26 protein-coding genes are annotated in these 26,277 nt (G+C 62.1%); 12 read left to right on the forward strand and 14 right to left on the reverse strand.

The window, feature by feature from the left end:
- The first annotated feature begins 2 nt into the window (after positions 1-2).
- Both L1075_RS02730 and coq7 read left to right on the forward strand, forming a co-directional pair.
- Positions 3-344 carry a histidine triad nucleotide-binding protein gene (locus L1075_RS02730; RefSeq protein WP_040244487.1) on the forward strand — a complete coding sequence of 114 codons (342 nt, stop codon included), beginning with the start codon at positions 3-5 and terminating at the stop codon, positions 342-344.
- Positions 345-480: 136 nt separating this feature from the next.
- Positions 481-1,122, forward strand: coding sequence for a 2-polyprenyl-3-methyl-6-methoxy-1,4-benzoquinone monooxygenase (coq7, locus tag L1075_RS02735; protein ID WP_040244485.1), 642 nt, complete (start codon positions 481-483; stop codon positions 1,120-1,122).
- Positions 1,123-1,259: 137 nt separating this feature from the next.
- Here coq7 and speD read toward each other — a convergent pair whose 3' ends face one another.
- The 4 genes from speD to L1075_RS02755 all read right to left on the reverse strand — a co-directional run bounded on the left by speD (position 1,260) and on the right by L1075_RS02755 (position 4,513).
- Positions 1,260-2,054: an adenosylmethionine decarboxylase gene (gene speD, locus L1075_RS02740; protein ID WP_040244482.1), complete on the reverse strand. Its 795-nt coding sequence runs from the start codon at positions 2,052-2,054 to the stop codon at positions 1,260-1,262.
- A 184-nt stretch (positions 2,055-2,238) separates the two neighbouring features.
- Positions 2,239-2,664 (reverse strand): OsmC family protein, encoded by a 426-nt coding sequence (locus L1075_RS02745; RefSeq protein WP_040244480.1) that lies wholly within the window; start codon positions 2,662-2,664, stop codon positions 2,239-2,241.
- Positions 2,665-2,816: 152 nt separating this feature from the next.
- The gene (murU, locus tag L1075_RS02750; RefSeq protein WP_040244477.1) at positions 2,817-3,485 is read right to left on the reverse strand and encodes an N-acetylmuramate alpha-1-phosphate uridylyltransferase MurU; all 669 of its coding nucleotides are present in this window, start codon (positions 3,483-3,485) and stop codon (positions 2,817-2,819) included.
- Complete coding sequence (locus L1075_RS02755) at positions 3,482-4,513, reverse strand: aminoglycoside phosphotransferase family protein (protein WP_246939692.1); 1,032 nt, start codon at positions 4,511-4,513, stop codon at positions 3,482-3,484. Before L1075_RS02755 ends, murU begins: the two co-directional genes overlap by 4 nt.
- Positions 4,514-4,727: 214 nt before the next feature.
- Between L1075_RS02755 and L1075_RS02760 the strand changes: the two genes are divergently transcribed.
- The 8 genes from L1075_RS02760 to L1075_RS02795 all read left to right on the forward strand — a co-directional run bounded on the left by L1075_RS02760 (position 4,728) and on the right by L1075_RS02795 (position 13,154).
- Complete coding sequence (locus L1075_RS02760) at positions 4,728-7,193, forward strand: LPS-assembly protein LptD (protein WP_246894323.1); 2,466 nt, start codon at positions 4,728-4,730, stop codon at positions 7,191-7,193.
- A gap of 72 nt (positions 7,194-7,265) precedes the next feature.
- Positions 7,266-8,573 (forward strand): peptidylprolyl isomerase, encoded by a 1,308-nt coding sequence (locus L1075_RS02765; RefSeq protein WP_246939695.1) that lies wholly within the window; start codon positions 7,266-7,268, stop codon positions 8,571-8,573.
- Positions 8,573-9,595: a 4-hydroxythreonine-4-phosphate dehydrogenase PdxA gene (pdxA, locus tag L1075_RS02770; protein WP_246939698.1), complete on the forward strand. Its 1,023-nt coding sequence runs from the start codon at positions 8,573-8,575 to the stop codon at positions 9,593-9,595. Before L1075_RS02765 ends, pdxA begins: the two co-directional genes overlap by 1 nt.
- 33 nt (positions 9,596-9,628) lie before the next feature.
- Positions 9,629-10,444, forward strand: coding sequence for a 16S rRNA (adenine(1518)-N(6)/adenine(1519)-N(6))-dimethyltransferase RsmA (rsmA, locus tag L1075_RS02775; RefSeq protein WP_040244468.1), 816 nt, complete (start codon positions 9,629-9,631; stop codon positions 10,442-10,444).
- Positions 10,441-10,824: a Co2+/Mg2+ efflux protein ApaG gene (apaG, locus tag L1075_RS02780; RefSeq protein WP_040244466.1), complete on the forward strand. Its 384-nt coding sequence runs from the start codon at positions 10,441-10,443 to the stop codon at positions 10,822-10,824. The genes rsmA and apaG overlap by 4 nt, the downstream gene beginning before the upstream one ends.
- 17 nt (positions 10,825-10,841) lie before the next feature.
- Positions 10,842-11,660 (forward strand): symmetrical bis(5'-nucleosyl)-tetraphosphatase, encoded by an 819-nt coding sequence (locus L1075_RS02785; RefSeq protein WP_040244464.1) that lies wholly within the window; start codon positions 10,842-10,844, stop codon positions 11,658-11,660.
- A 26-nt stretch (positions 11,661-11,686) separates the two neighbouring features.
- Entirely contained in the window at positions 11,687-12,019 is a 333-nt protein-coding gene (gene glpE, locus L1075_RS02790; protein ID WP_040244462.1) for a thiosulfate sulfurtransferase GlpE, read from the forward strand.
- A 4-nt stretch (positions 12,020-12,023) separates the two neighbouring features.
- Positions 12,024-13,154, forward strand: coding sequence for a tRNA nucleotidyltransferase/poly(A) polymerase-related protein (locus tag L1075_RS02795; protein ID WP_040244461.1), 1,131 nt, complete (start codon positions 12,024-12,026; stop codon positions 13,152-13,154).
- A 110-nt stretch (positions 13,155-13,264) separates the two neighbouring features.
- On the opposite strand, the gene L1075_RS02800 is transcribed toward L1075_RS02795, so the two are convergent.
- Complete coding sequence (locus L1075_RS02800) at positions 13,265-14,611, reverse strand: GntT/GntP/DsdX family permease (RefSeq protein WP_246939701.1); 1,347 nt, start codon at positions 14,609-14,611, stop codon at positions 13,265-13,267.
- A 160-nt stretch (positions 14,612-14,771) separates the two neighbouring features.
- On the opposite strand from L1075_RS02800, the gene L1075_RS02805 reads away from it, so the two are divergent.
- A complete protein-coding gene (locus L1075_RS02805; RefSeq protein WP_246939704.1) occupies positions 14,772-15,311 on the forward strand; it encodes a gluconokinase in 540 nt (179 codons plus the stop codon).
- Between the two features lie 13 nt (positions 15,312-15,324).
- Here L1075_RS02805 and L1075_RS02810 read toward each other — a convergent pair whose 3' ends face one another.
- The 3 genes from L1075_RS02810 to L1075_RS02820 form a co-directional block, all read right to left on the reverse strand.
- Positions 15,325-16,332: a LacI family DNA-binding transcriptional regulator gene (locus L1075_RS02810; RefSeq protein WP_246939707.1), complete on the reverse strand. Its 1,008-nt coding sequence runs from the start codon at positions 16,330-16,332 to the stop codon at positions 15,325-15,327.
- A 108-nt stretch (positions 16,333-16,440) separates the two neighbouring features.
- Entirely contained in the window at positions 16,441-17,367 is a 927-nt protein-coding gene (locus tag L1075_RS02815; RefSeq protein WP_246939710.1) for a LysO family transporter, read from the reverse strand.
- An 88-nt stretch (positions 17,368-17,455) separates the two neighbouring features.
- Positions 17,456-18,139 carry a hypothetical protein gene (locus tag L1075_RS02820; protein ID WP_246894313.1) on the reverse strand — a complete coding sequence of 228 codons (684 nt, stop codon included), beginning with the start codon at positions 18,137-18,139 and terminating at the stop codon, positions 17,456-17,458.
- A gap of 165 nt (positions 18,140-18,304) precedes the next feature.
- On the opposite strand from L1075_RS02820, the gene L1075_RS02825 reads away from it, so the two are divergent.
- On the forward strand, positions 18,305-18,862 hold the full coding sequence (locus L1075_RS02825) for a DJ-1/PfpI family protein (protein WP_040244455.1): 558 nt from the start codon (positions 18,305-18,307) through the stop codon (positions 18,860-18,862).
- Between the two features lie 27 nt (positions 18,863-18,889).
- On the opposite strand, the gene L1075_RS02830 is transcribed toward L1075_RS02825, so the two are convergent.
- The 6 genes from L1075_RS02830 to edd form a co-directional block, all read right to left on the reverse strand.
- Positions 18,890-19,861: a carbohydrate kinase family protein gene (locus L1075_RS02830; protein ID WP_040244454.1), complete on the reverse strand. Its 972-nt coding sequence runs from the start codon at positions 19,859-19,861 to the stop codon at positions 18,890-18,892.
- Entirely contained in the window at positions 19,858-21,504 is a 1,647-nt protein-coding gene (pgi, locus tag L1075_RS02835; protein ID WP_246939713.1) for a glucose-6-phosphate isomerase, read from the reverse strand. The genes L1075_RS02830 and pgi overlap by 4 nt, the downstream gene beginning before the upstream one ends.
- Before the next feature lie 119 nt (positions 21,505-21,623).
- Positions 21,624-22,499 carry an aldo/keto reductase gene (locus L1075_RS02840; protein WP_178997793.1) on the reverse strand — a complete coding sequence of 292 codons (876 nt, stop codon included), beginning with the start codon at positions 22,497-22,499 and terminating at the stop codon, positions 21,624-21,626.
- The gene (locus L1075_RS02845; protein WP_246939716.1) at positions 22,496-23,446 is read right to left on the reverse strand and encodes a D-hexose-6-phosphate mutarotase; all 951 of its coding nucleotides are present in this window, start codon (positions 23,444-23,446) and stop codon (positions 22,496-22,498) included. Before L1075_RS02845 ends, L1075_RS02840 begins: the two co-directional genes overlap by 4 nt.
- Positions 23,443-24,402, reverse strand: coding sequence for a glucokinase (gene glk / locus L1075_RS02850; RefSeq protein WP_246939719.1), 960 nt, complete (start codon positions 24,400-24,402; stop codon positions 23,443-23,445). Before glk ends, L1075_RS02845 begins: the two co-directional genes overlap by 4 nt.
- A complete protein-coding gene (gene edd, locus L1075_RS02855) occupies positions 24,403-26,274 on the reverse strand; it encodes a phosphogluconate dehydratase (RefSeq protein ID WP_246894308.1) in 1,872 nt (623 codons plus the stop codon).
- Positions 26,275-26,277 lie beyond the last annotated feature (3 nt).

Here is a 26,277-nt window from a genome sequence, read left to right on the forward strand (position 1 = left end):
TCATGGATTGTCTGTTCTGCAAGATGGTCGATCGCGATATCGAGCCGGATATCGCCTACGAGGATGATCACGTATTGGCGTTTCACGATGTCAATCCTCAGGCGCCTACGCATATCCTGATCATTCCCAAGAAACACATTGCCACGCTCAACGATATCGAAGAAGGGGATCTAGCGTTGATCGGGCGGTTACAGCATACCGCTGCACGTTTGGCGCGGGAGCTGGGTTTTGCCGAGGACGGTTATCGCGTGGTGATGAATTGCAATGACCATGGCGGCCAGTCGGTCTATCATGTGCATATGCATTTGATGGGCGGTCGTCGCTTCACTTGGCCAGCGGGCTGACCGTAACGCGCCAGCATCTTGCGCGTTTCTTCCCAGCGATGGACGCATCGATGCTACCGGGCCGCTCGCATCTCGAGTGGCCCGGTTTCACGATGGCCGCGTTTTACACTCCGCTTCGTTGCATGGAGACTCCTACATGTCCCGTCAGCTATCCCGCACCGATAACTTGATCCAGCAGTTCGATACCATCCTGCGCACGCTGGTACCGCACGCCGCCAGCGCCTCACGTGCCAACCCCGCCGTGGGCACGCAGGATGCCGAAATGACCGACGCCGAGCGTCGCCATGCTGCGGGGCTGATGCGCATCAATCATACCGGCGAGGTGTGCGCTCAGGCGCTCTATCAGGGCCAGGGGGCAACCGCCAAGCTGCATGAGACGCGCGATCAAATGGAGCGGGCGGCGGCCGAGGAAATCGATCATCTTGCCTGGTGCGATGAACGCCTGCGCGAGCTCAATGACCGGACCAGCTATCTCAATCCGGCGTTCTACGCAGCGTCTTTCGGCATGGGTGCGTTGGCCGGCAAGCTGGGTGACAACATCAGCCTGGGATTCGTCGCTGCCACCGAAGAACAAGTCGGCCGCCATCTCGATGATCACATGCACAAACTGCCGGTGGGCGATCGCCGCTCGCGAGCGATACTCGAGCAGGTGCGCACCGACGAGGCGCACCACGAACGTTGGGCGCTGGAGGCGGGTGGCTCGCGCTTTCCTGCTCCTCTCAAGTTCGGCATGCGGATGATGTCGCAGGTGATGACCCGATCGGTTTATAAGCTATAAGTGCATTGTAGCTATAAGCGCGAAGCCGGACGCTAGAAGAAGTCCAAAAAGCGCCCCCATCCTGGCCAGGCCAAGGTGGGGGCGCTTTTCTTTCAGCTTCAAACTGACGGCTCAGGGCTGAGCCGCGAAACGGTAGGTCAGTCGAGGTTGCGCGAGTAGAAAATCTCCAGCATTTCCTTGCGCAGGCGGTCCTCGATGTTGCGGGCTTCCTCGAAGGTCAGGTCGCGGCGCGTGCTGCCGAACAGATAGTTGTCGAGTTCGAAGTCTTTCAGCAACATCTTGGTATGGAACATGTTTTCCTGATAGACGTTGACGTCGACCATCTGATAAGCACGCTTGGTATCTTCCGCCAGGTAGTCCTGGATGGACGTGATGTCATGGTCGATGAACAGCTTGCGGCCGTCGACGTCGCGTGTGAAGCCGCGCACGCGATAATCCGTGGTCACGATGTCGGAATCGAAACTATGGATAAGATAGTTCAGCGCCTTGAGTGGGCTGATCATGCCGCAGGTGGACACGTCGATGTCCAGTCGAAAGGTGCTAATGCCGTTGTCCGGATGCGATTCCGGATAGGTATGCACCGTGACGTGACTCTTGTCGAGATGCCCGAGTACGGTTTCGGGTAACGGCCCCGGGCCCGGCTCGATATGCTCGGGATCGTGCTCATCGAGTTCGTGCTCGGCGATGAGGATGGTCACGCTGGCACCGTGTGGCTCGTAATCCTGGCGCGAGATGTTGAGCACATGCGCACCGATGATATTGGTGACGTCCTTGAGTATCTGTGTCAGGCGTTCGGCGTTGTAAAGCTCGTCGATGTAATCGATGTAAGCTTTGCGCTGCTCTTCCGTCTTGGCATAGCAGATATCATAGATATTGAAGCTCAGCGAGCTGGTCAGGTTGTTGAACCCGTGGAGTCGGAGATTATCGGTCACGTCCGAGCCTCCCAATTGGCAGGTTGGTACTGAACCCGACGAACAGGCGCCGGAACCCGAGCAGATGCGTATACAGGAAGGCGCGTATTATGCACATCCACCGTGACCGGCGCATCTGTCGATTGCAAAATCTTCCACGCCGCCATGCTCACCATTTCGCCAAGCACGAGCTGCACTGAGTGCTTCATGCCTCGGCGTCGGCGATCTCGTAGGAGTGCGTCATCTCGACGCCGCCGCGCGCGAGCATGATGGACGCGCTGCAATACTTGTCGGCGGAGAGTTCCACCGCGCGCTTGACCTGGGACTCCTTGAGGCCGTGCCCCGTCACCTTGAAATGCACATGGATCTTGGTGAACACAGAGGGAGTACCCTCGGCACGTTCAGCCTCGACGCTCGCCACGCAGTCGGTCACGGAGGCACGCGCCTTTTCGAGAATCTGCATGACGTCGAACGAGGTGCAGCCGCCCAGGCCCATGAGCATCATTTCCATGGGACGTGCACCGGTGTTGCGACCGCCGTGCTCGGGGTTGCCATCGAGAACCACACTGTGGCCGCTGCCGGCCTCGGCGATGAACTGACGGCCATCGGTCCACTTGATGCTGGCTTTCATGGGCTGGGATTCCTCATCTGTCTGCGTGTGCCACGCGTCTGGAGCGTGGCCTGAAAACGTTGCATGGTAACGGGATTGGCGAGTCTGTGTCGCCTCTCGCCGCGAGCGCCGCCATGGTCATTCACTCAATGTGGGGATGCCTGCGGCCGAACTCAAATGCCGCGCAGATGGGCGTCCAGCGCCTCGAGGCGCTCGGGGGTGCCAACATCCACCCAGCCACCGCGATGATGAGTGCCGCCGGTACGTCCCGCCATGATCGCCTCACGGAGCAGGGGCGCCAGCTTTGCGGGCGAGTCGTCAGGCAGTGAGGCGACGAGCGCGGGGTTGAGTATCGCCAGCCCCGCGTAGGTCAGCCGGGGTGTGCTTTCGAGCCGCACGCGCCCCGCGTCGTCGAGGGCAAAGTCGCCCTCGGCGTGATGGTCGGGATTGTCGACCAGTATCAGATGTGCGAGGTCGCCCTTTAGCTCGGGAAGCGTTTCTAGAGCGACATCGCACCAGACGTCGCCGTTGATGAGTAGAAAGGGCGCGTCGCCCAGCAAGGGGAGCGCGTGACGAATGCCGCCTGCCGTCTCGAGGGGCGTCGTCTCGTGGCTGAAGGCGAGCGATACACCGAAGCGTTGGCCGTCGCCGAGCGCCTCGACGATCTGCTCGGCGCGGTAGCTGACGTTGATCACGACGTCGGTGATGCCCGCTGCCGCCAGCCGCTCAAGATGGTGCACGATCAATGGCTTGTCGGCGACCGTCAGCAGCGGCTTGGGACAATGATCAGTAAGGGGGCGCATCCGTTTCCCCAGGCCCGCGGCGAGGATCATGGCCTTCATGAAATACGTTCCTCCAGGGGATGGTCGATGCCCCGGCGGTCGAGTTCGCGGCACAGCGCGGGGGTGAAGGTGGTGTCTATCCAGGTGAGAAATTCACCGTACGCGGGCACTGCCGCGAGCCCTTGCCGTAGATGTGCCAAAAAGTGCGGCAGCCGCTCCAGATAGCGTGGCTTGGCATCGCGCAGTGTCAGGCGGCAGAAAATCCCCAGCACCTTGAGCGAGCGCTGCACGCCCATGGCCTCGACCTGGTGATGAAAGGTGTCGGCGTCGATGGGCGGCAGTCGCCCATCCTCCTGCGCGCGTTGGCGGAAATTCTCGATGAAGTCGGCCATGTGCACCTGTGACCACAGGCGATAGCGTCCGCGTAGCAGCGATACCAGGTCGTAGCTGATCGGCCCTTTGACGGCATCCTGGAAGTCGATTAGCCACAGGGCGTCCTCGTGCAGCATCAGGTTCATGGCATCGAAGTCGCGGTGGACGGCGACCCGGGGCTGGGCGAGGGCGCTGTCGATGAGTGACTCGCGCAGAGCGGGCCAACTGGGCGGTACGGGAATCTCGAGCAGCTTCGTGAGGCACCACTCGGGGAAAAGATCCAGCTCACGCGCTAGCAGGGCGTGGTCATACTCGGGCAGGTCGTCGCAGGGCGCCTGGCGTTGCAGGCGTTCCAGCAGATGCAAGGCACGTTCGAACCAGGTGCGGGCATCGGCATCGTCTCCCAAGTGATGATGCATGACGTCGTCGCCCAGGTCTTCGAGCTCGACGAAGCCGGCCTCGAGATCGACGGCATACAGGGCAGGAACCGGTAGCCGAGCCGCGCGCCAGGCGCGGGCGATGTCCACGAACGCTTGGCTGTTCTCGTGCTCGGGTGGAGCATCCATCAGTACGCGCTGGGTCCCGTCGGGCAGACGGAAACGGTAGTAATGGCGGAAGCTGGCATCGCCGGCGACGTCGTCCAACGGACAGGCGTCGAAGGGCAGGGCGTGTTGCCGGGCGATCCAGCGTTGCAGGGTTTCCGAGCGCTCGTTCATGCAGGCTCCTCGTGGGTTGCGTGTTGACGGGCCTGGTTCGCCGCCGCATGCTGGGCGTCGATTCCCTGGCGCGTCCTTCACTCGTCGCGCATCGCCGACGCTCATGGCGCCGCGTGATACGTCTGCGCGCCGCACTTGGTGTGTCTTCGCAAGGCAGACGCACGCGACAGGGGCTGTATAATACCGATTCCACTCGGCAAGGACACAGAGGACCATGGGCAAGCGATTCTTCTGGACTGCCCTCTCAGGCTTGATGACCGCCGCTGCCCACGCGGCGCCTCCCGCTCCCCTGCCCGCGCAGCAGCTGGACTGGCAGCCTTGGGGCGATAGCGCGCCGCAAGGCGCATTGTGTAGCGGACGCTACGTCGAGCCGGGCTATCAGTTGCCCGCTGGCGATACGCCTCAGCAGATCCGCACGGATTCGGCTGAAGCGGCCTATGGTGACGATGGCGGTACCATGCTGTCCGGTGAGGTAGCACTGCGGCGTGGCGAGACGCAACTCGAATCGCCGCGCGTGCGTGTCAACGCCGCGCGCGATCGCGCTTTCGCCGAGGGTCCGACGGCAGTTCGCAATCCAGGGCTGCTGGTGCGCGGCGGCGATGCCAGCATGGCGCTGGATAGCGACGCCGCCCAAATCGACAATGCACATTACGTCATCCACGATCAGCGCTTGCGTGGCGACGCCATTGAACTTCAACGCCTGGCCGACGGCCGCTATCGCCTCGACGATGCCAGCTTCACCACCTGTGAACCGGGTAGTCGCCTGTGGCGCATGGTGGGCAGCGACGTGACTCTGGATCGTGAAGAGGGCTTCGGTACCGCGACCAATGCACGCTTGGAGATGGGTGACGTGCCGGTATTCTACTGGCCATGGGTGCGCTTCCCCATCGACGACCGTCGGCAGAGCGGTTTTCTATGGCCGACGCTGGGCTTTTCGGGCGATGGACTCGACTACACCCAGCCCTACTATCTCAACTTGGCGCCCAATTACGATGCCACTTTATCACCGCGCTGGATGAGTGAGCATGGTGCCATGCTGGGCGGTGAGTTTCGTTACTTGTTCGGTAACGATCAAGGGACGGTCGAAGGGGCCTATTTGGCCAGCGACCGGGGCGGCGCAAGCGACAACCCCAACGATCCCGATGACGCCTTCGAGGACGAGGCGCGCTGGTACATCGATTATCAACATGCGGGACGCTTCTCGTCGCAGTTGGATTATCAACTGGCCTATGGTGCGGCGAGCGACGGGCGCTACTTCGATGATTTCGGCCGCAATTTCGCCGAGCAGGATACCGACCACCTGGCGCGTCTGGCGCGCATGACGTATCGCGGCGATACCTGGCGCCTCGATGCGCGTGCCCAAGGTTATCAAAAGCTCGACTACCCGCTCGATGAGGATGACAAGCCATTCTATCGGCTGCCCAGCCTGAGCGCGGATGCCCGCTGGAGCCAGGACAGCGGCTTCTACCAGGAGTGGAATTCCAACGCGACCTACTTCTGGCGCGATCTCCATGGTGTCGACAGCCAGGGGGTCTGGACGGATGAGGAAACCGGTAACCGGCGTAGAATTCCGCTGCGTGAGGCCGCCAATGGCTCACGCGTGCACTTGACGCCGGCGCTGGGGTGGCGCGCCGATCCCAGTTGGGGGTTTTTCGAGCCCCGCGCGCAGCTTTGGCAGTCGAGCTATCAACTCGATTACGGTAATCGGCAAACCGACCGCGACGAGGATCCTTCCTTGGTGGCACCGGTGTTGTCGATGGATTCAGGGCTGATCTTCGAGCGCGATGCCTCACTGTTCGGCACCGATTGGCGCCAGACCCTGGAGCCGCGACTCTATTACGCCTATGTGCCTGAACGTGACCAGAGCGACCTCCCCGACTTCGACACCAGCGAGCGTGCCGTCTCCTGGGGGCAACTGTGGTCGCCTTACCGCTTTTCCGGCGCCGACCGCCTGGGCGATGTCAACAAACTGTCCTATGGCGCGTCCACTCGCTTTTTGGAAGACGACACCGGACGCGAACGCCTGTCGCTTTCGGTGGGGCAGAGCAGTTACTTCTCCGATCGCAACATCGACATGAACGGCGACCCCGACACATTGCCGGACCGCGAGCGCAATTATCAGGACTGGTACAACGCCACGCGGGACCGTTCGCCGGTAATCACGGAGTTGGAGTGGCAGATGACCGAACGCTGGCGTAGCCGCTATTCCTGGTTCTACGATCCCGATCGGAGCATGACCGAGAAAGCCTCGGCGTATCTGCAGTATCAGGATCCCGCCGGCCACGTATTGAACCTTGGCTACAATTGGCAACTCGAAGGGTTCCAGCCGCAGGACGATGCCGAGGATCGTCTGGGCTACAATCGCGAGGATTACGATGTGTCCTTCGCGTACCAAGCGACGCCGAGTCTGGATTTGATAGGTCGTTTCTTGTATGACAACACCAACGACCGCGCCCTGGAGCAATTGGCGGGTGTCCAGTTCAACGACTGTTGCTCCGCGGTACAACTCGTCTGGCGCGAGTGGGTCGAAGACAATGACACTGCCAATACCATCGATGACGACTACACGGATCGCGGACTGTTCCTGCGCTTCGTGTTCAAGGGCTTGGGTGGCGTTGGCCAGGAAGCCGATAGTTACTTCGAGGAAGCCATCCCCGGTTATCGGGCGACTACCTTCTAAGCCACACTGGCATCTATTCACCGCCGGTTCAGGCATGCACCGGCGACAAGACAGTAACGTAGAGAGGACTTCATGCGCTTGAGATCGTTCGCCTCCCTGGGCTTCATGCTACTGATGGTGTTGACGCCACTGGTGGCGCTGGCACAGCCCCAGCCGCTGGATCGCATCGTGGCGGTCGTCAACAAGGATGCGATCATGCAGAGCCAGCTCGAGGATCGCGTTGCCCAGGTAAGTCAGCAGATGGCCAGCCGCAATGTGCCCGTGCCGGACAAGGAAGACCTGCGCCGCCAGGTGCTCGACCGCATGATTGTCGAGCAGATCCAGCTGCAGATGGCTGATCGCGCCAATGTGAGCATCGACGATACGCAGCTCAATGCCGCCGTGCGCGATATTGCCGAGAATAATGACATGTCACTGGATGAGTTCGCCGACTCGCTTGAGGCAGACGGCATGTCGTTGGCGGCGGTACGCGAACAAGTACGCCGCGAAATGCTGCTGCGCCAAGTGCAGCAGAGCCAGGTGGCCAGCCGCGTCAACGTTACCGATCGTGAAGTGGATCGCTACCTCGAGCAGCAAGGTGAATCTTCCAATACGGCTTATCATCTGGCGCACATTCTCGTCTCGCTACCCGAGTCGCCCACGCCTGAGCAGGTCGAGCAGGCGCAGGCCGAGGCCCGCGATCTGTATCGCCGGCTACAAGATGGCGCCGACTTCCAGCAACTCGCCACGGCGGATTCCGATGGCGAACAGGCGCTTTCCGGTGGTGATCTGGGTTGGCGCCGTGGTGACCAGTTGCCAACGATCTTTGCCGATGTGGTGCCCCAACTCGCCGACGGCGAAGTCAGCGAGCCGGTACGTAGCCCTAGCGGTTTCCACTTGGTCAAGCGCATCGAGACGCGTGGTGGCCAGGGCGAACAAAAGACGGTGATTACCGAGAACCAAGTGCGTCATATTCTGATTGGCACCAACCCGAATCGTAACGACGAACAGGCCGAGGCACTGGCCGAGGACATTCGTCAGCGGATCGCGGGGGGCGAGAGCTTTGCCGAGCTGGCGCAGCAGTACAGCGACGACGATGGTAGCGCCCTCGATGGCGGTGAGTTGGGCTGGGTGCGTCCCGGGCAAATGGTGCCGGCGTTCGAGGATGCCGTAAGCGACATGGACGTCGGCGAGCTGTCTCAGCCGGTGCGTTCGCGCTTTGGCTATCATGTGATCGAGCTTGAAGATCGTCGTCAGAAAGATGTGACGCGTGATGCCCAGCGCGAGCAAGTCCGTCAGACCCTGTTCCAGCGCAAGGTGAACGACGAACTCGAAGCCTGGACGCAAGAAATCCGTTCCGGCGCGTATATCGATAACCGCCTGGAAGACGGCCAGCAGTGATGACGTCTTCTCCGGTGCTGGCATTGACCACCGGCGAGCCGGCGGGAATCGGCCCGGATTTGACGCTGGCACTGGCGGCGGCCTGGCAGGATCACGAGACGCGCCTCGTCGCCATCGGCGATCCCGAATTGTTGGCCGAGCGCGCCGCACGCTTGGCGTTGGCGGTGCGCATCGTCCCGCTGGCCGACGGAGCGCCGGTACCTGCGCCGCGTGACGGTGTCTTGCCGGTGTGGCCGGTGCGGCTGCGAGCCCCCTGCGAGGCCGGTCGGCTCGATCCCGCCAACGCCGCCTATGTGCTCGAAACGCTGGATGTCGCTATAGCGGCATGCTGTGATGGTCATGCCGATGCCATGGTCACCGCACCCTTGCACAAGGGCGCGATCATCGAGGGCGGCTATCCGGGTTTTACCGGTCACACTGAATACCTCCGCGATGCCTGTGGCGTCGAAGAGGTGGTGATGATGCTGGCCACCGAGCGCACCGAGCCACCCTTACGCGTGGCGCTGGCGACGACGCATCTCCCTCTACGCGCGGTGGCCGATGCCATTGATGCCGAGAGTTTACGTCGCGTGACAACGATTCTGGACGCGGATCTACGTCGCCACTTCGGCATCGCGCGGCCGCGCATCCTGGTATGCGGTCTCAATCCGCATGCCGGCGAGGAGGGGCATCTGGGCGTCGAAGAGCGTGATATCATCGCGCCGGCGCTGGCTGAGCTGCGCCGGGAAGGGCTGGATCTCGTCGGTCCCTTGCCCGCCGACACGTTGTTCACGCCACATCACCTTAAAAACGCCGATGCCGTGCTCGCCATGTATCACGATCAGGGCTTGCCGGTACTGAAATATGCCGGTTTCGGCGAAGCCGCCAACGTGACGCTGGGGCTGCCATTGATTCGCACCTCGGTCGATCACGGTACGGCGCTCGACTTGGCCGCGAGTGGCCAGGCAGACGCCGGTAGCTTGCGGGTGGCGCTCGACGTCGCCGCCAGGATGGCCTGCAGCGGCCATGTCGCACCTGAATGAATGCCCGATTGCCCCAAGGAATATGCCACGTCCATGTCCAGTCATCCCCCGGCCCACCAGGCCCGTAAACGCTTCGGCCAGAACTTCTTGCGTGATCCCGGCGTTATCGCGCGCATCGTGCATGCCATCGCGCCGAGGTCCGAACAGCGCTTGATTGAAATCGGCCCCGGGCAAGGCGCGTTGACGGAACCCTTGTTGGATGCCGCTGGCGCGCTGGAGGTTATCGAGCTGGATCGTGACTTGATTCCGGGGCTGCGCGTGCAGTTCTTCAATTATCCGGCGTTCGCCATCCACGAAGGGGATGCGCTCAAGTTCGATTTCGCCGCGCTCGCTGCGGAAGGGGAAACGCCCGGCAAGCCGCTACGAGTTATCGGCAACCTGCCTTACAACATCTCCACGCCGCTGATCTTCCATCTGTTAACGGCGCGCGACGTTATCTCTGACATGCATTTCATGCTGCAAAGGGAGGTCGTCGAGCGTCTGGCGGCGACACCGGGCAGCTCGGCATGGGGACGCCTGTCGGTGATGACGCAGTATTATTGCCAGGTGGACAATTTGTTCGTGGTGCCACCAGAAGCCTTTACGCCGCGTCCCAAGGTCGAATCGGCGATCGTGCGCCTGGTACCGCACGCCGAGCCGCCGCATGTCGCGCATGACGAAGCGTTGTTTGGCGAGATCGTGCGCGAAGCCTTTGGCCAACGTCGCAAGACGCTGCGTAACAACTTCAAGGGGCGTCTCGATGACGCGGCCTGGGACGTGTTGGAGATAGATGCAGGGCGCCGCCCGCAGACACTGCACGTCGGAGAACTGGTGCGTATTGCCAACCATGTCGCGGGAGCGACGCCATGAGTGAAGTGGCCGCCGATATACAGGTGGAGGTCGAGCCTGCCTATCAGGCAAGTGAGTCCGCCCCCGCCGAACAGCGTTATGTCTTCAGTTACACGATTACCGTGCACAATCGCTCGATGCGCTCGATCCAGCTGCTGGCACGTTATTGGCAGATTACTCAGAGCAGCGGCAAGGTGCAGGAAGTGCGCGGCAAAGGGGTGGTCGGGCAACAGCCATTGATCGGCCCCGGTCAGCGCTTTCGTTATACCAGCCGCGCGGTGCTCGATGGTCCGGTGGGCGTCATGGAAGGTAGCTACACCTGTCTGGACACGACCGAGCAGCGCGCCTTCGAGGTCCCCATCGCGGCTTTCCGTCTTGCGGGGCCTAACCAGATACACTGAGTATGGTCGGGAGAAATATGTCGACGTACGCCATCGGCGACTTGCAGGGCTGCTATGCGGAGTTCGCGGCGTTGCTCGAACGGATCGCCTTCGATCCACGACGTGATCGCCTGTGGCTAGTAGGCGACCTGGTCAACCGTGGACCGGGATCGCTCGATTGCCTGCGCGCCGTGAAGGCGCTGGGTGACAGCGCCCGGGTCGTGCTGGGCAACCACGATTTGCATTTGCTGGCGGCGGCCTGGGCCGATGCGCCCCTCAAACGTTCCGATACGCTGCAACCGATTCTCGAGGCCGATGATCGCGACGAGCTTCTCGACTGGCTGCGTCGCCAGCCGCTGCTGGTGCATGATGCCTCGCTCGACGCCGTCATGGTGCATGCCGGATTGCCGCCGCATTGGTCGTTGAAGCAAGCAAGCACCTACGCCGCCGAGGCCGAGGCGGTGTTGCGTGGCGATGCGGTGAGCGATTTCCTGGCGTCGATGTATGGCAATTCGCCGGCGCGCTGGACGGACGACCTTGAGGGAATCGAGCGCCTTCGGGTGATCGTCAATACCTTCACGCGCATGCGTTTCATCGCCGCCGACGGCACACTCGACTTCGATGCCAAGGAAGGGTTGGATAGCGCGCCAGAAGGTTTCGCGCCTTGGTTCACCTATACGCGTCATGACGATCCGCGTATCGTCTTTGGTCACTGGGCGGCGCTTCAGGGCATGACCCCCGACGCGCGCGTGCGTGCCCTGGCGCTGGACACCGGCTGCGTGTGGGGTAGCGAGCTGACCGCGGTTGACCTGGAAAGCGGTGAACGCTACGTCGAGCCGGCCCATCCGCGGCGTTGATCCCGACTCTGCCAAGGAGCATTCCCATGTCCCACGAGAAAAGCTTTACTCATCTTGCCCCGACCACGTTGGCCCAATGGCTCGAGAGTGCCCATGAGCTGACGCTGGTCGATATCCGCGACCCGTTGAGTTATTCGCAAGGGCATATTCCCGGCAGCCATCACCTCGATAACGCCAGCGTGGCGGAATTGTTCGAGCGCGCACCGCGTGAACGCCCCATGGTGGTTGTCTGCTATCACGGCCATTCCAGCCAGCAGGCGGCTACCTGGCTGGCAGCCCAGGGCTTTAGCGATGTCTATAGTCTGGACGGTGGCTTCACCGACTGGGCGGCGCGTCATCCCGAGCAGGTCGAGAGCTGAGCCGATGAACGCGCCTCGCGATGTGCTCGAAGGCTTCGTCGTCTACCGAGTAGGCGGGGCGGTGCGCGATGCGCGTCTGGGTTGGCCAGTCACCGATGAAGACTGGGTGGTGGTCGGCGCCACGCCGAAAGAACTCACTGCGCGGGGATTCATTCCGGTGGGGCGCGACTTTCCGGTCTTCCTGCACCCGGTGACCCATGAGGAGTACGCCCTGGCGCGTACCGAGCGCAAACAGGGCCACGGCTATACTGGGTTCGTGGTTCACGCCAGCCCCGAGGTGACCCTCGAGGAAGATCTGGCGCGCCGTGACCTGACCATCAACGCCATGGCGGAAGACCCTGAGGGACATCTGGTCGATCCTTTCCAGGGCGCGCGGGATCTCGACGCGCGCGTGCTGCGTCATGTCTCCGAAGCGTTCGTCGAAGACCCCTTGCGTGTGCTGCGCACGGCGCGCTTTTGGGCGCGCTACCGGGATCTGGGCTTCGTTATCGCCGATGACACGAAGCGCCTGATGCGTCGACTATGCGACAGCGGCGAAATCGGTCACCTCGTCGCCGAGCGTGTCTGGCAGGAGACCGTCAAAGCGCTGGCTGAGCCGCGTCCCATCGCCTACTTCCGGGCACTGCAAGAGTGCGGGGCCCTGGCCGTATGGATGCCGGAACTGAATGCCGACGCTGCTCTCGACCTTGGTGAACAAGCCATGGCGACACTGCCTGCCAGCGATGATCCTGCGATGTGGCGTTGGGCACGGTTGCTCGAAGCACTGGCCGACGATGTGCGTGAGGCCTTGTGCGAGCGTCTGCGCGTGCCCAATGCGTGGCGCGACCTGGCCCGTCAGGTAGCACGTACCCGGGCGTTGCGGCAGAAGTACGATGATGCCGGGCTGACGGGTGCTGACGTGATGGCCTGGTTCGATGCCATCGATGCCTGGCGGCGGTCCGAACGCATCGCGACGCTGCAACGTTATCTGGCGCTGGAAGCCCCGGACTTGGGCAGGCTCGTCGAGGTTGCCTGGGGGGTAGCGAGCGAGATCGAACCGCGCACGTTGCTCGAGGAAGGTTATCGCGGCAAGGCGTTAGGCGAAGCGCTGGCGCAACGTCGCCTGGACAGTATCGAGAACGCGATCAAGCTGTAGTCCTGGGTACGATCGAGATGCGCGCAACGGGAAGATAAAACCGCGATATGCAAACGCAGAAGGGGCCACCAAGGCCCCTTCTGCGTTTTTATGCGTTGCGCGCGCGGAGGTTACACGAACAGCCCGATGATCAACGCGACGGCAAGCCCCACCAGCCCGATCAGGGTTTCCATCACCGTCCAGCTCTTCAGGGTCTGTGCCTCGGTCAGGCCGAAGTAACGGTTGACCAGCCAGAACCCAGAGTCGTTGACGTGACTGAGTACCGTGGCGCCGGAGGCGATGGCGATCACGATCAAGCCAAGCACTGGACCTTCCAGTCCTAGCGTGGAGATCAAGGGCGCCATCAGTCCGGCGGCGGTGATCATTGCAACAGTGGCGGAGCCTTGAACCACGCGCACGGCGGTGGAAATCAAGAAGGCGAGCAGAATCGGCGGTAGGGCACTATCGGCCATCATCTGGCCCATGACATCACCAACACCGGAATCGATAAGCATCTGCTTGAAGACGCCACCGGCACCGGTGACGAGAATGATGATGCCGGCCGGTTCGAGCGCCTTGGTGGCGACTTCCATGACATTCTCGCGGCTCATGCCACGGCGCGTACCCAAAAAGACGAACGACAGCAGTGTTGCCAGCGTCAGCGCCACGAAAGGATGACCCACGAACGCCAGGGTGGTGACGATTGGATTGTCGTCGGCCAGCACTGCGCCGGAGACGGTGTTGAGCACGATCAGCACCAGCGGCAGCAGAATGATGGCGAGGATCAGCTTGAAGCTCGGCAACCCAGTGCTATCGATCTCGTCTTTGGGCAGCTCCATGTAGTCAGGAATGCCCGCGTCGATATGCTTGGCGATATAACGCCCGAAGATTGGCCCCGCGATGATCATGGCCGGCAGGCCCGCCATGGCCCCGAAGAGGATGACATAGCCCAGGTCGGCGCCGATCAGCTCCGCCACGGCAATCGGCCCCGGTGTCGGGGGAATGAACGAATGGGTAACTGCAAGCCCGGCGAGGAGCGGGATACCATAGTAGAGTAGGGAGCGCCCGGTGCGGCGGGTCAGGGCATAGATTAGCGGCACCAGAATGATGAAGGCGACATCCAGGAACACCGGAATCGCCACCAGAAAACCGGTGACCCCCATGGCCCATTGCGAGCGGTTTTCCCCGAAGCGATTGAGCAACGTGCTGGCCAGGCGATCGACCCCGCCGGAGACTTCCAGCATTTTGCCAAACATCGCGCCAAGACCGACCACGGTCGCGACGAAGCCGAGCGTTCCCCCCATGCCGTCCTGCACGGATTGAAGAATGGCATCGAGATCCATGCCCGTGGTGAGGCCGACGATCAGGCTGACGGTCAACAGCGCGACGAAGGCATGCAGGCGCAGTCGCATGACCAGATACAACAGCAATATGATGCCGCCCAGCGCGGAAAGAAGCAGGGTGGTGGCGTTATCCATGTGAACGAAACCTCTATTGGAGGCGCGACCGGCAACGAGGGGGATGCGGCGATGGTCGCGTTGTGCCTTGGCGTCGGATTTAGGAAAATGCATGTTACCGGTAACATTCCGTGCGCAACAATGCTCCGAAAGGCGAATAGAGAAACGAGGAAAGATGAATATGGACGAATCGACGAGCAATCCGCAGCGGATCATCGTCATGGGTGTGTCGGGCTGCGGTAAGACGTCGGTCGGTGAACGTTTGGCCGAAGCGCTCGATGGGCGTTTTATCGACGGTGATACTTATCATTCGGCGACCAGCGTGGCCAAGATGTCGCGCGGGGAACCGCTCAACGATGAGGATCGTGCCGGCTGGCTGACGCGTTTGTCCGAGTTGGTGCGGGAAGGGCGCGATAACCGGGAAACCGTGGTGATTGGCTGTTCGGCGCTCAAGCGCGAGTATCGTGACTTGTTGCGTGGCGGCGATGATGCGCTGTGCTTCGTGCATCTAGCCGGTACGCGCGAGGTGCTGCTGGAGCGTCTGAAGGCGCGTCAGGATCACTTCTTCAAGGGGGAGGCCATGCTCGATAGTCAACTGGCCACACTCGAGTCACCGGGAAAAGACGAAGCGGTTACCGTTAACATCGATGCGTCGTTGGACGATGTCGTTGCTCTCAGCGTGCAGGGTGTGTCGCAGCGCGGTACCCAGCACGCCTCGTGAGCGAGGCGTGTTGTCAGGTACTTTGACGCAGAGCGATCTCGAAGCCCATGTCATGGCGAGAAGGATTGCGCGGGGCTCCCTGCAAGCGCTCGACGATCAGGCGCGCGGCCTGTTCGCCAATGGCGCGACGAGGCGTGATGACGGTGGTAAGCGTCGGCCAGGTGGCATCGGTGATGTCGAGGCCGTTGAAGCCCGCCAAGGCCAACTGCCCGGGCACATCGAGACGCCGCCGCTGACATTCGAACAAGGCCCCGGCCGCCAAATCATCGTTACAACAGAACACGGCATCCATGTCCGGCCAGCGTTCGAGCATGGCTGAAAGCAGTTCCCCGCCAAGGCGATAGGACGAGGGGCGCGGTGTCGTTTGGCAGCGTTGCGTCGAAAGCCCCGCCGCTTTCAAGGCATCTTCCCAGCCGGCCAGCCGCTGCTGCACTCGGTAATCGAGTCGTGCGCCGCAGAATCCGATGCGCCGATAGCCGGCAGCGATCAAGGCCTCCCCGATAGCACGCCCCGCCACGCGTTGATCGAGGCCGACGTTGATGTCGAGCGGGTTATCGGTTAGCTCCATGGTTTCCACCACCGGCAGACGCGCACGATTCAGAAGGCGTTGGGCGTAGTCGGTGTGTCGGGTGCTGGAGAGCACGAAGCCGTCGACGCCGTAGGCGAGGAAGGTATCGATCAGCCGCTCCTCCTCGAGGATCGAGTACCCGGTGTGGCCCATGAGCACCTGATAGCCGGCCTCGCGGAGCCCTTCATCGACGCCCCGCTGGACCTCGGAGAATACCGAATTGGAGATCGATGGCACCAGCAATGCCACGCTCAGGCTGCGTCCGCTGGAAAGCGCTCCGGCTTGGCGGTTGGGGATGTAATCCAGCACGTCGATGGCTTCTTCGACGCGCAGTCTCACCGTTTCGGAGACGCGCTGCGGCTCGCGCAGGCAACGCGAGACCGTGACTTTGCTGACGCCGACGCGTTCGGCGATATCCTGAAGCGTGACGCGACCCGATGAACGACGCGGCATGTGTGTCCCCATCTCCTTGTTATGTTATGCCGCAATGTTAGCGGTAACGTTTTCGGAGATTAGCATCCTCGTCTGGACATGACTGTTGGGCCATGGTCGCAAGCGGCGTCAGAAAGATAGCAAGAGCAGGATCAACGGCGGCGAGAGTAGCGATAGCAAGAAGCCGTTGACGATGGCGATGGGCACGCAGGCCACGCCACCGTGCTGCTGAATGACGGGCAGGGTGAAGTCCATGGACGTGGCGCCGCCATAACCGATGGCCAGTGGTGTGGCGCGATGGATGACCAGGGGAATGAGCAGGAAGGCGAACAGTTCCCGTGCGAGATCGTTGAAGAAGGCCACGCCGCCAAGCACGGGGCCGAGCTGGTCGCCGATGAGTATGCCGGAGAGTGAATACCAGCCAAAACCGGCGGCCATGGCGAGGCCTTCATTCCAGCGTAGATCGAGCAACGGGGCGGCCAGCAAGCCCCCCAGCAGAGAGCTGAGCGCCACACTAATCGCGATGACCAGACCATGGCGATTGAGCAGGATTTGTTTGAGCGGCATGCCCGAGTTGCGCAATTGGCAGCCGATCAGAGCTAGTAGCAGGTAAAGCGTCCATTCGGCGAGCGGCTCCGCCCAGGCATGTACCGCCCTGGCGTCCCAATGGCTGGCCCCCACGCCGAACATCGTCCCCAGTACGACCACGCCAGCGAGCGACAGCGACCCGAGCAATGCTGAGCCGGTGCTGGTCGGTGCGTTGGCGACGCGCGGCGACTCACCGGCACGCAGGCGGCTGCGGCGTGACAGCCAGGCCAACGCCAGCAAGTTGAGCGGGGTGATGATCGCGAACAAGGTCGCGGCCTGGCCGCTCATGCGCGAGAGCTGGCCCAGCAGGTCCTCGAGGCCGGCGAGACTGACGCCCATCAAGAACAGGATGACGTAGACCGAAGCGTTCACGCCGCGCTCGATCAGGGCCAGAGCGCCGCGATGACGAATCGGGATGAGATAGCCCACGATCAAGGGCAACAAGATCAACAGCAATCCGGCCAGCATGCCCGCTCCTGGGTAGTGTAAGTCGTCTCGGAAGCGGCCACTCTATGTGAGCCGGGGGGAGCATGCAAAAGCTTTTGCTTATGGGCGGTTAGCGCTTTTCATCGCGTTGCAGTTCGGTCAACACCATATGACTCGTCAGCTCGCCGTCGCGGTAGTATTCCACGCTGATCAGCAAGCCGGGTGTGGTCGATGAAAAGGCCAGGCGTAGGCGGCGGTCGGGCTTTTCAGGATTCCATCCATCGATCCAGCGTACTTCGAACTCGCCGGCCGGGACCTCGAGCGTTTGTGGTGCCGCGACGCGATAAGCGAAATGCTCGGTATGTCCCTTGTGGTCGGCATACGTCAGTTCGCATGGCGTGGATTTGTCATCCTGACAGGGAACGTCGTCCAGCTCACGGGACAGCTGGAACAAGGTGCTCTGGCGATCGGGCAGGTCGGTGAGATCGCGTGCCGAGAGGTGATAACGTTCCCCGAGGCCGAGCAACGAATAGCCGCTGGCATAGTGCCAGGCTTGCACGTCCTCATCCTGGAGGCGGAATTTGCCGCGTTCGTAGCCCTCGGCGGTGAGCACGCTGGCATGCATTTCGCTCTGCCAGTCGTTCCCGCCAAGGTGGCTCAAGCGATGCTGGATATCGGCATCCGGCCAGCCGTCGAGGCTCAGGTGATAAGTGGCGCTGAAAGGGATAGGCGTGTTCTGGGCGTTGGCAGCGCCGGCCAGGCCGCTCAGGACCACCACCAGCACCTGCATCACTAGGCGCGATAATCCAGGCATGGGTTCCTCCGCCGTTGGGCTTTGAGCATGTGGCGATGAATGCAGCCGGCAATGGATGGGGGAGCAGGGCGTGACAGGCTTTCGCGTGCGATGCGCCGCGTCAGGCGCTACGCTGAAAGTAGCGGCATGGTATCACTTTTCTCTTCCCTTTCAGGAGGCTGACGCATGGCCAGCATACTGTTGATCGCCGGGGATTTCGTCGAAGACTACGAAATCATGGTGCCGTTTCAAGCGTTGCAGGCGATGGGGCACAGCGTCGAAGCCGTGTGCCCGGACAAGAAAAAGGGCGACAGTATCAAGACGGCGATTCACGACTTCGAGGGCGACCAGACCTATTCCGAAAAGCCCGGCCATCACTTCAGCCTGAATGCTAGTTTCGCCGATATCGACGCTTCCGGCTACGACGCGCTGGTGGTGCCGGGTGGACGCGCCCCCGAATATCTACGTCTCGATGAGCGGGTACTGGCGTTGGTGCGTCATTTCATGGAAGCCGACAAGCCCGTTGCCGCGATCTGTCACGGCGCGCAGTTGCTCGCCGCTGCAGTATCGCTAAGCGGACGACGTGTCTCCGCCTATCCTGCCTGTGCGCCGGAGGTGCGCTTGGCGGGCGGCGAATTCGTCGAGCTCGCGGCGGATCAAGCAGTGACCTGTGGTCGGTTGGTCTCGGCCCCGGCCTGGCCAGCGCACCCCGAATGGCTGAAGCAGTTCAACGTCTTGCTTTGAGTGTCCGAGTCGGGTGCTCGGCCTGTTTTAGCGCATGGTGTCGAGGTCGTCGCGGGTGGGCAGCGCCGTGTAAGCGCCGGGGCGCGTCACGGCGAAGGCCCCGCAGCGGCAGGCATGCTGAATGGCATCTCGCAAACGGGTCTCGTCTTGGCACCAGTCGCCGAGCGTGGCGGCGGTGACATCGGCCTCGGCTAGTTGCGCCAGCAGGCCGCCGACGAAGGCGTCGCCTCCGGCGGTGGTGTCTATGGCCGTCACTTCGGGCGGTGTGACATGAATGACCTTGCCAAGCCGATGCACGACGACCGGGGCTGGCCCATCGGTGATCACGATCAGGCGCACGCCAGCGGCCAGACGCCACTGCAACCAGGTATCGGCGTCGTGATCGCCGCGCAGCAGATCAAGCTCCTCGCGGGATAGTTTGAGCAGGTGTGCATGGTCGAGCAGGGCGGTGACACGGCCAATATCGACGCGATTATCGGGCCAAAGATTGTGGCGTAGGTTGGCATCGACGCTGATCAAGGCACCGCCGCGCCGAGCGATGTCGGCGATGCTTAGTGTGGTCTCGGCGATTGCGTCATCGGTGAGGCTGTTGCTGCACAGGTGCAGGATCGCCGGCTCGGCGAAGATGCCCGCGGGCAAATGCTCGAGACGATAAAGCAGGTCCGCCGCGGGTGGTCGGTAGAAGTCGAAACGCCGCTCGCCCTGGGCGTCGCGCGAGACGAATGCCAGGGCCGTGCGCGCCTCGCGCGTGCGGCGAACGTCCTCGACCGAAACGCCATGACGCGCGAGTTCCTCGACGATAAAGTCGCCGAAGCGATCCTCGCCGAGCATGCCCAGGAAACGGCTCGTCATCCCCAGGCGGGCACAGGCCACAGCGACATTGGCCGGCGCGCCGCCCGCATAGGGCGTGAAGGTTTCGGGGATGTCGTCGGTGGCACCATCCAGTCGATTTGACAGCATGTCGACGAGTGCCTCGCCGAAGGCAATGAGCGGTGTCATGACGTCTTTCCCCGTGATTTCTTGTTGTTGTCCGATGCCTTGCCGTTCGGCGCCGATGCAGGAAAGTGCTCGCGGACCAGCGACAGCAGGCCTTGGGTCGAGGCATCGAAGTCCCCGACGTTGGTGTCGATGCGCTCGCTGATCTCGCCGGCGATACGCTTGCCGAGCTGTACGCCCCATTGATCGAAGGAGTTGATGTTCCAGATCACCCCCTGGACAAATACCTTGTGTTCGTACAGCGCGATCAGTGCGCCAAGGTTCTTGGGCGTCAATTCATCGAGCAGCAGTGTGCTCGAGGGGCGGTTGCCAGGGCAGCTGTAGGGATCGAGCTGGCTGCCGTCCTGGCTGCCTTCCATGAAGGCGTTGGCCTGCGCCAGCATGTTGGTGAGCAGGGCGAAGTGGTGATCCTCGAATTCCGGCTCGGGCTTGAGCGAGGCGATGAAGTCGATGGGCACGTAGCGCGTACCCTGGTGCAGCAGTTGAAAGAACGCATGCTGGCCGTTGGACCCCGTCTGCCCCCAGACGATGGGGCCGGTCTTGTAATTTACCGGCTGGCCGAAGATATCCACCGACTTGCCGTTGGATTCCATGTCGAGCTGCTGAAGGAACGACGGTAGCTGATGCAAGGCCTGGTCGTAGGGCACGATGGCATGCGTCTCGGCGCCGATGAAATTGATGTACCAGATGCCGATCAACGCCATGAGTACCGGCATGTTCTGCTCGAACGGTGCCTCGATGAAGTGCTGATCCATCTCGTAGGCACCTTCGAGGAGTTCCATGAATCCTTCGAAGCCGATGGACAACGCGATGGGCAGTCCGATCGACGACCACATCGAGTATCGCCCGCCGACCCAGGCCCAGAATTCGAAGACGTTTTCCTCGCGGATACCGAATTCCATCGCGGCCTTGCGGTTGGTCGAGGCAGCGATGAAATGCGCACCAACATCGGCATCTTCGCCGGCATTGTCGAGGAACCAGCGTCGCGCGGTCTTGGCGTTGAGCAGCGTTTCCTGGGTAGAAAAGGTCTTGGTCGAGACGATGAACAGCGTGGTCGCGGGGTCGAGTGCTCTGAGCACTTTCTGGATGTGTGCGCCGTCGACGTTGGAGACAAAGTGAAAGTTGAGTTCGCCGTGACGGTGCTTGAGCAGCGCGCGGCAGGCCATGTTGGGCCCCAGGTCCGAGCCGCCGATGCCAATGTTGACCACGTCCTTGATTCGCTCGCCGCTGTAGCCCTTCCACTCGCCGCTGCGTACTTCTTCCGAGAAGCGCTTGATCTGCTCGCGCGTGCTCTGGATCTCGGGCATGACATCCTTGCCATCAGCATAGACCGGCTCATCGCCCAAATGACGTAGGGCAGTATGCAGGACAGGGCGATCTTCGGTGACGTTGATGATATCGCCTGAGAACATCTGCGCGCGACGCTGGACCAGCGCCGAGTGATCGGCGAGCTCGATCAGTTTGGCGAGCACGGCATCCGAGACGTGGTGCTTGGAGTAATCCAGGAACAAACCGCCGACGCGCAGGCTCATCTTGTCGAAACGCTTGGGGTCGGCGGCGAAATAATCACTGATGCGATCATTGGCGGTCTCGCGGTGGAGACGTTCGAGAGCGCGCCAGGTGACGCTGCGCGTGAGTTGGAACATGGCGTCATCCTTCTTCATGAATCGAGCGGCATGACCACGCGGGTCGGTTGGATGAATCGTGTCAGCTTGCCGTCGGGCCCACAATGCTCATTCGACGAAAGCCGCATGCGAAACGTCGGCTAGGCCACACGGTGACTGCGAGCCTCTTCGAGCAATGCGAACCAAGTGGCCCGATCCAGCGTCAGGTTACTGTCACGGTGCAAGGCTTGAATACGACTTTCCTTGAGGGTGCCGATGACTGGCGCGGGGTGGCCCGGCAAGCGTCGTAGCCAAGCCAGGGCCAATCCGGCGGTGCTCGACTCGAACTCTTCGGCGAAATGCTCCAGCGCGCTGCCCAGGACATCCTCGAAGACCAGTCCTCCACCTAGTGGCGACCAGGCCATAGGCGCAAGGTCGTCGGCGATCACGGCATCATAGAATCCATCGAAAAGCACTTCCGGACGTGCCAGCGACAGCTCAAACTGATGTGCGCCGAGCGGGTGGCGCATGGCGGCCTGCAGGCGTCGCCACTGCTCGGGCAGGAAGTTGGAAACACCCACTGCGCCGACCTTGCCGGCGTCGATGGCGGCATCCAGTGCGGCTGCAGTGGCAGAGGCATCGAGTAGCGGATCGGGGCGGTGTAGCAGGAAGTGATCGAGGCGCTCGACGCCAAGCTGCTCCAGCGAAGCATCGATTCGCGCATTCAGATACTCGGGGGAGGTATCGTAATGCTTGACCCCGAAACGCGATGTGTCACGTGCGGGCAGCACGATATCGGTTTTGGTGATTACCTTGACGCGGGCCTTGAGCGCTGGGCGTCGTGCCAAGGCCTCGCCGAACAGTCGTTCACACTCACGATTGCCGTAGATATCAGCGTGATCGAACCAATCGAGCCCTTCATCGAGGCGTGCTTCGATCCAGTCGGCCAAGCGCGTGGCGCCTGCTAACTCGGGACGCTCGTGAAGGCGCATCATGCCTAGCACGAACGGGACATCGAAAGTCAGCTCATCGCTCATTGCGCAAGGTCCTCTCGGGTCAGGGTGGTGGCCAGGAGATGCTGGGCGCCAGGCACCAGCCATACGGGATCGATGCGTGTACAGGCCGCTTCGATGCACAGGAAACGGTAACCGACGTCGGTGGGCGTGTCGTCGGGCAAGTCGGCGTCGGGATGCCAAACTACCGTGGAGTCGCTGCCTTGCTTGGCAATCTGAAGGCGACGTGCGCCGTCGTCGAGCACGACTGGACGATTGGATTCGTAGATACGATCCAATGGACCGCGCACGCCGAGCTCGCCTTGTTGATGCGCCTCGGAAAAGTCCTGGCGCTTGTCCAGGTAGCGCGCGCCGGCCAAGCCCTCGATACGGCATTGGTGCGTATGCGCGACACTCAGGTAGCTATGCAATGCCGCAGTCAGTTTCACGGGTGTTTCACCGAGGTGTTCGGTAATCAGCTCAACATGCAGGCGCCGGGCGCTAGCGTGGATCATCACACGGGGCGCGAGTTGTTCGTCGAGGCGCGTTGTCGGCGACAGGTGTACTTCAACGCCTTCTTCCTCCTCGTCGATACCGTCCAGTCGCCACTCGGCTTGGCGGGCAGTACCGTGCATGGGGCCGCGACCGTCCGGCGACTCGTCGGCAAACCATGGCCAGCACACCGGAATGCCGCCGCGGATCGTACCCGGCAATGCTTGTGGCGTGGGCGTTACCCACAACCAGCCATCCTCCGTGCCGGGTGCAGGTTGGGCGCCAGCGGCTGGCCCGGCTTCGGGGGCGAAAGGTAAGTCGCCTGCAGCTCGCCCGGGTTCGGGGGCGAAAGGCAAATAGTGCAATATCTGGGCGCCTTGCAGCGAGACCGCCAATTCGCCCCAGTCGGCATTGAACAACAGCACGCGGCGTTCTTGCCATTCGGCTTCGCGCTGCCCCTGAGTCGCATCGAGCAACTGACGCAGGGAATCGGGAATCATGTCACCTCCTCGTTATGTAACGCTTCGCAGGCACCCAGCAGGCCATTCCAGGGTGCCGTGACTACCCACACGGGAATGTGAGCAGTGTACGCGTGCATACGCCCTTTGTCGGTGAAGGCGTCGCGGAAGTGGCTATGGGGTAGCCAATCGAGAAGGCGCGGCAGGATACCGCCACACAGATAGACGCCGCCGCGCGCACCGAGCATCAAGGCCGCATCGCCGCTGACATCGCCGAGGATTTTGAGAAAGCGTTCGAGAGACTGGCGCGCGAGTGGGTCGCCAGCGCGTGCCGCGCCGGTCACCTCGGCGGGCGTGTTGTAGTGGGCAATCTGCTTGGCTAGATACGCATTCGCGCGATAAAGATCCAGCAAGCCTTGACCACAGAGAATACGCTCCACCGAGACGCGCCCGTAGTGCTGGTGAAAGTACGCCAGCAGCTCGCGCTCATGTGCATCGGTGGGCGCGAAGGACACGTGCCCACCCTCGGTGGGAAGGGGTATCCAGTCGTGCTGACCGGGAAAAAGACCTGCCATGCCCAGGCCGGTGCCAGGGCCAAAAATCAATCTTGTGCTGCCTGGCGCGGCTTCGCCGGCCCCTAGCGGGACCAGGTCCTTGGCATCCACGTGGGGAACACCGAGTGCTTGCGCGGTGAAGTCGTTGATGACCTTGAACAGCTCGAAGCCGAACTCCTCGGTGACCTGGCGCTTGGAGAAGCACCAGGCGTTGTTGGTCATGCGGACTTCATCGTTGTGTACGGGGCAGGCGAAGGCGAGGCAGGCTTCGCGGGGTACTTCCGCACCCACCTCGTCGAGGTAGGCGCGAATCGCTTCGGAGAGTGTTGGATAATGCGCACAAGGAAGCGTTCGAATGGCCTGAAGATCGAACTCTCCCGGCGTCACCAAGGCGAAGCGGGCATTGGTGCCGCCGATGTCGCCAATCAAGGCAGGTCGGCTCATTCAAGCATCCTCGCCTTGAATGTGCGCGCCTTGGCGAGCTAGGTCGTCGGCCTCGAAGCCGCCCAGCACGCTGCAGCCTTCCTCGCCGCGCATGGCGAGCTGACGGAAGCCGCCGAACAGTTCGCGCCCCAGCCCTACATGGTAGTGGTCGAGATCGCCGACAGCCTGCTCGCGTTGCGCCCAGGTCTGTGCGTCGAGTTTTACTTCCAGGCTACCGTTGTCGGCGTCGAGGCGCACGACATCGCCGTCGCGAAGCTTGCCCAACGGGCCACCGTCGAGGGCCTCGGGTGTCATGTGGATCGCCGCGGGGACCTTGCCGGAGGCGCCGGACATGCGGCCGTCGGTCACCAGCGCGACCTTATAGCCGCGGTCCTGCAGGACACCAAGATAGGGCGTGAGCTTATGCAGCTCGGGCATGCCGTTAGCCTGGGGGCCCTGAAAGCGGACGACGGCGATGACGTCGCGGTCCAGTTCGCCAGCTTCGAAGGCGCCCTGGAGATCGTTTTGATCCTCGAAAATCCGGATGGGCGCCTCAACCAGGCGATTTTCTTGCTTCACGGCGGAGATCTTGATTACGCCGCGTCCCAGGTTGCCGTCGAGCACCGTCAGCCCACCGGTCGGGGAGAAGGGGTTCGATACCGGACGCAGGACGTCCTCGTCGAGGCTTTGCTCGGGGCCTTCACGCCAGATCAGTTCGCCGTCTTCAAGGAAGGGCTCTTTGGTGTAGGCCGTCATGTCGGTACCGAACGCGGTCGGGATGTCGCTGTGGATGAGCCCGGCCTTGAGCAGTTCACGGAACAGGAGGCTCATGCCGCCTGCGGCTTGGAAGTGGTTGATGTCTGCCTGGCCGTTGGGATAGACGTGCATCAGGCTCGGTGTCACCGCGGAAAGGTCGGTGAAGTCGTCCCAGGTCAAGGTCAGCCCCGCAGCAGCGGCCATGGCCACCAGGTGCAGGGTATGGTTGGTGGAGCCGCCCGAGGCGAGCAGGCCGACGATGGCATTGACGATGGCACGGGCGTCGATCTGCTTGTAGAAAGGCCGATAATCGCCACCCGGCTCGGTGTTGCGAATCGTCTGTTGGGTGGCGAACTGGGTGAGTGCCTCGCGCATCTCGGTACCGGGATTGACGAACGATGTGCCCGGCAGGTGCAGACCCATCATCTCCATCATCAACTGATTGGAGTTGGCGGTACCGTAAAAGGTGCAGGTGCCGGGGCTGTGATAGGACTGCGACTCGGCTTCCAGCAGGTCTTCACGCGTCGCCTTGCCCTCGGCAAACAGCTGGCGGACGCGGGCTTTTTCCTTGTTGGGCAGGCCGCTGGGCATCGGGCCGGCGGGCACGAAAGTGGCCGGCAGGTGGCCGAAGCGCGCCGCTGCAATGAACAGCCCCGGGACAATCTTGTCACATACCCCGAGGTAGAGCGCGCCATCGAACATGTTGTGCGACAGGCCTACCGCCGTGGCCATGGCGATGACATCGCGTGAGAACAGTGACAGCTCCATGCCGGGCTGGCCCTGGGTCACGCCGTCGCACATGGCGGGGACGCCACCAGCGAACTGGGCGGTCGAGCCCATTTGTCGAGCGGCATCCTTGATGGTAGCGGGGAAGGTCTCGAGGGGCTGGTGCGCCGACAGCATGTCGTTGTAGGCCGAGATGATGCCCAGGTTGGCGGAGTTCATCAGCTTGAGCTGATTCTTGTCCTGGCTGCCGCAGGAAGCGACACCATGAGCAAGGTTTCCGCAACTGAGATCGCTGCGGTGGACCCCGCGCTTGTACTGATCGTGCATGCGCTTTTCGTAGAGCGCCCGGCGTTCCTTGGAGCGTTCTTCGATGCGGCGAGTAACGTCGGCAACGGTCTGATTCAGTGGCATGTC

It is taken from the genome of Chromohalobacter beijerinckii (assembly GCF_023061185.1).
In the GTDB taxonomy this organism is placed as follows: domain Bacteria; phylum Pseudomonadota; class Gammaproteobacteria; order Pseudomonadales; family Halomonadaceae; genus Chromohalobacter; species Chromohalobacter beijerinckii.

What these genes read in the sequence shown, in the direction of transcription:
- pgi (WP_246939713.1), bottom strand. Translation starts at nt 21,504, where the DNA reads ATGTTCCAACTCACGCGCAGCGTCACCTGGCGCGCTCTCGAACGTCTC.
- L1075_RS02805 (WP_246939704.1), top strand. Translation starts at nt 14,772, where the DNA reads ATGGACGAATCGACGAGCAATCCGCAGCGGATCATCGTCATGGGTGTG.
- glk (WP_246939719.1), bottom strand. Translation starts at nt 24,402, where the DNA reads ATGAGCCGACCTGCCTTGATTGGCGACATCGGCGGCACCAATGCCCGC.
- L1075_RS02755 (WP_246939692.1), bottom strand. Translation starts at nt 4,513, where the DNA reads ATGAACGAGCGCTCGGAAACCCTGCAACGCTGGATCGCCCGGCAACAC.
- apaG (WP_040244466.1), top strand. Translation starts at nt 10,441, where the DNA reads ATGAGTGAAGTGGCCGCCGATATACAGGTGGAGGTCGAGCCTGCCTAT.
- L1075_RS02830 (WP_040244454.1), bottom strand. Translation starts at nt 19,861, where the DNA reads ATGACACCGCTCATTGCCTTCGGCGAGGCACTCGTCGACATGCTGTCA.
- L1075_RS02730 (WP_040244487.1), top strand. Translation starts at nt 3, where the DNA reads ATGGATTGTCTGTTCTGCAAGATGGTCGATCGCGATATCGAGCCGGAT.
- coq7 (WP_040244485.1), top strand. Translation starts at nt 481, where the DNA reads ATGTCCCGTCAGCTATCCCGCACCGATAACTTGATCCAGCAGTTCGAT.
- L1075_RS02745 (WP_040244480.1), bottom strand. Translation starts at nt 2,664, where the DNA reads ATGAAAGCCAGCATCAAGTGGACCGATGGCCGTCAGTTCATCGCCGAG.
- L1075_RS02795 (WP_040244461.1), top strand. Translation starts at nt 12,024, where the DNA reads ATGAACGCGCCTCGCGATGTGCTCGAAGGCTTCGTCGTCTACCGAGTA.
- L1075_RS02815 (WP_246939710.1), bottom strand. Translation starts at nt 17,367, where the DNA reads ATGCTGGCCGGATTGCTGTTGATCTTGTTGCCCTTGATCGTGGGCTAT.
- L1075_RS02820 (WP_246894313.1), bottom strand. Translation starts at nt 18,139, where the DNA reads ATGCCTGGATTATCGCGCCTAGTGATGCAGGTGCTGGTGGTGGTCCTG.
- L1075_RS02840 (WP_178997793.1), bottom strand. Translation starts at nt 22,499, where the DNA reads ATGAGCGATGAGCTGACTTTCGATGTCCCGTTCGTGCTAGGCATGATG.
- L1075_RS02785 (WP_040244464.1), top strand. Translation starts at nt 10,842, where the DNA reads ATGTCGACGTACGCCATCGGCGACTTGCAGGGCTGCTATGCGGAGTTC.
- L1075_RS02765 (WP_246939695.1), top strand. Translation starts at nt 7,266, where the DNA reads ATGCGCTTGAGATCGTTCGCCTCCCTGGGCTTCATGCTACTGATGGTG.
- pdxA (WP_246939698.1), top strand. Translation starts at nt 8,573, where the DNA reads ATGACGTCTTCTCCGGTGCTGGCATTGACCACCGGCGAGCCGGCGGGA.
- L1075_RS02825 (WP_040244455.1), top strand. Translation starts at nt 18,305, where the DNA reads ATGGCCAGCATACTGTTGATCGCCGGGGATTTCGTCGAAGACTACGAA.
- murU (WP_040244477.1), bottom strand. Translation starts at nt 3,485, where the DNA reads ATGAAGGCCATGATCCTCGCCGCGGGCCTGGGGAAACGGATGCGCCCC.
- L1075_RS02800 (WP_246939701.1), bottom strand. Translation starts at nt 14,611, where the DNA reads ATGGATAACGCCACCACCCTGCTTCTTTCCGCGCTGGGCGGCATCATA.
- L1075_RS02760 (WP_246894323.1), top strand. Translation starts at nt 4,728, where the DNA reads ATGGGCAAGCGATTCTTCTGGACTGCCCTCTCAGGCTTGATGACCGCC.
- L1075_RS02810 (WP_246939707.1), bottom strand. Translation starts at nt 16,332, where the DNA reads ATGCCGCGTCGTTCATCGGGTCGCGTCACGCTTCAGGATATCGCCGAA.
- rsmA (WP_040244468.1), top strand. Translation starts at nt 9,629, where the DNA reads ATGTCCAGTCATCCCCCGGCCCACCAGGCCCGTAAACGCTTCGGCCAG.
- edd (WP_246894308.1), bottom strand. Translation starts at nt 26,274, where the DNA reads ATGCCACTGAATCAGACCGTTGCCGACGTTACTCGCCGCATCGAAGAA.
- glpE (WP_040244462.1), top strand. Translation starts at nt 11,687, where the DNA reads ATGTCCCACGAGAAAAGCTTTACTCATCTTGCCCCGACCACGTTGGCC.
- L1075_RS02845 (WP_246939716.1), bottom strand. Translation starts at nt 23,446, where the DNA reads ATGATTCCCGATTCCCTGCGTCAGTTGCTCGATGCGACTCAGGGGCAG.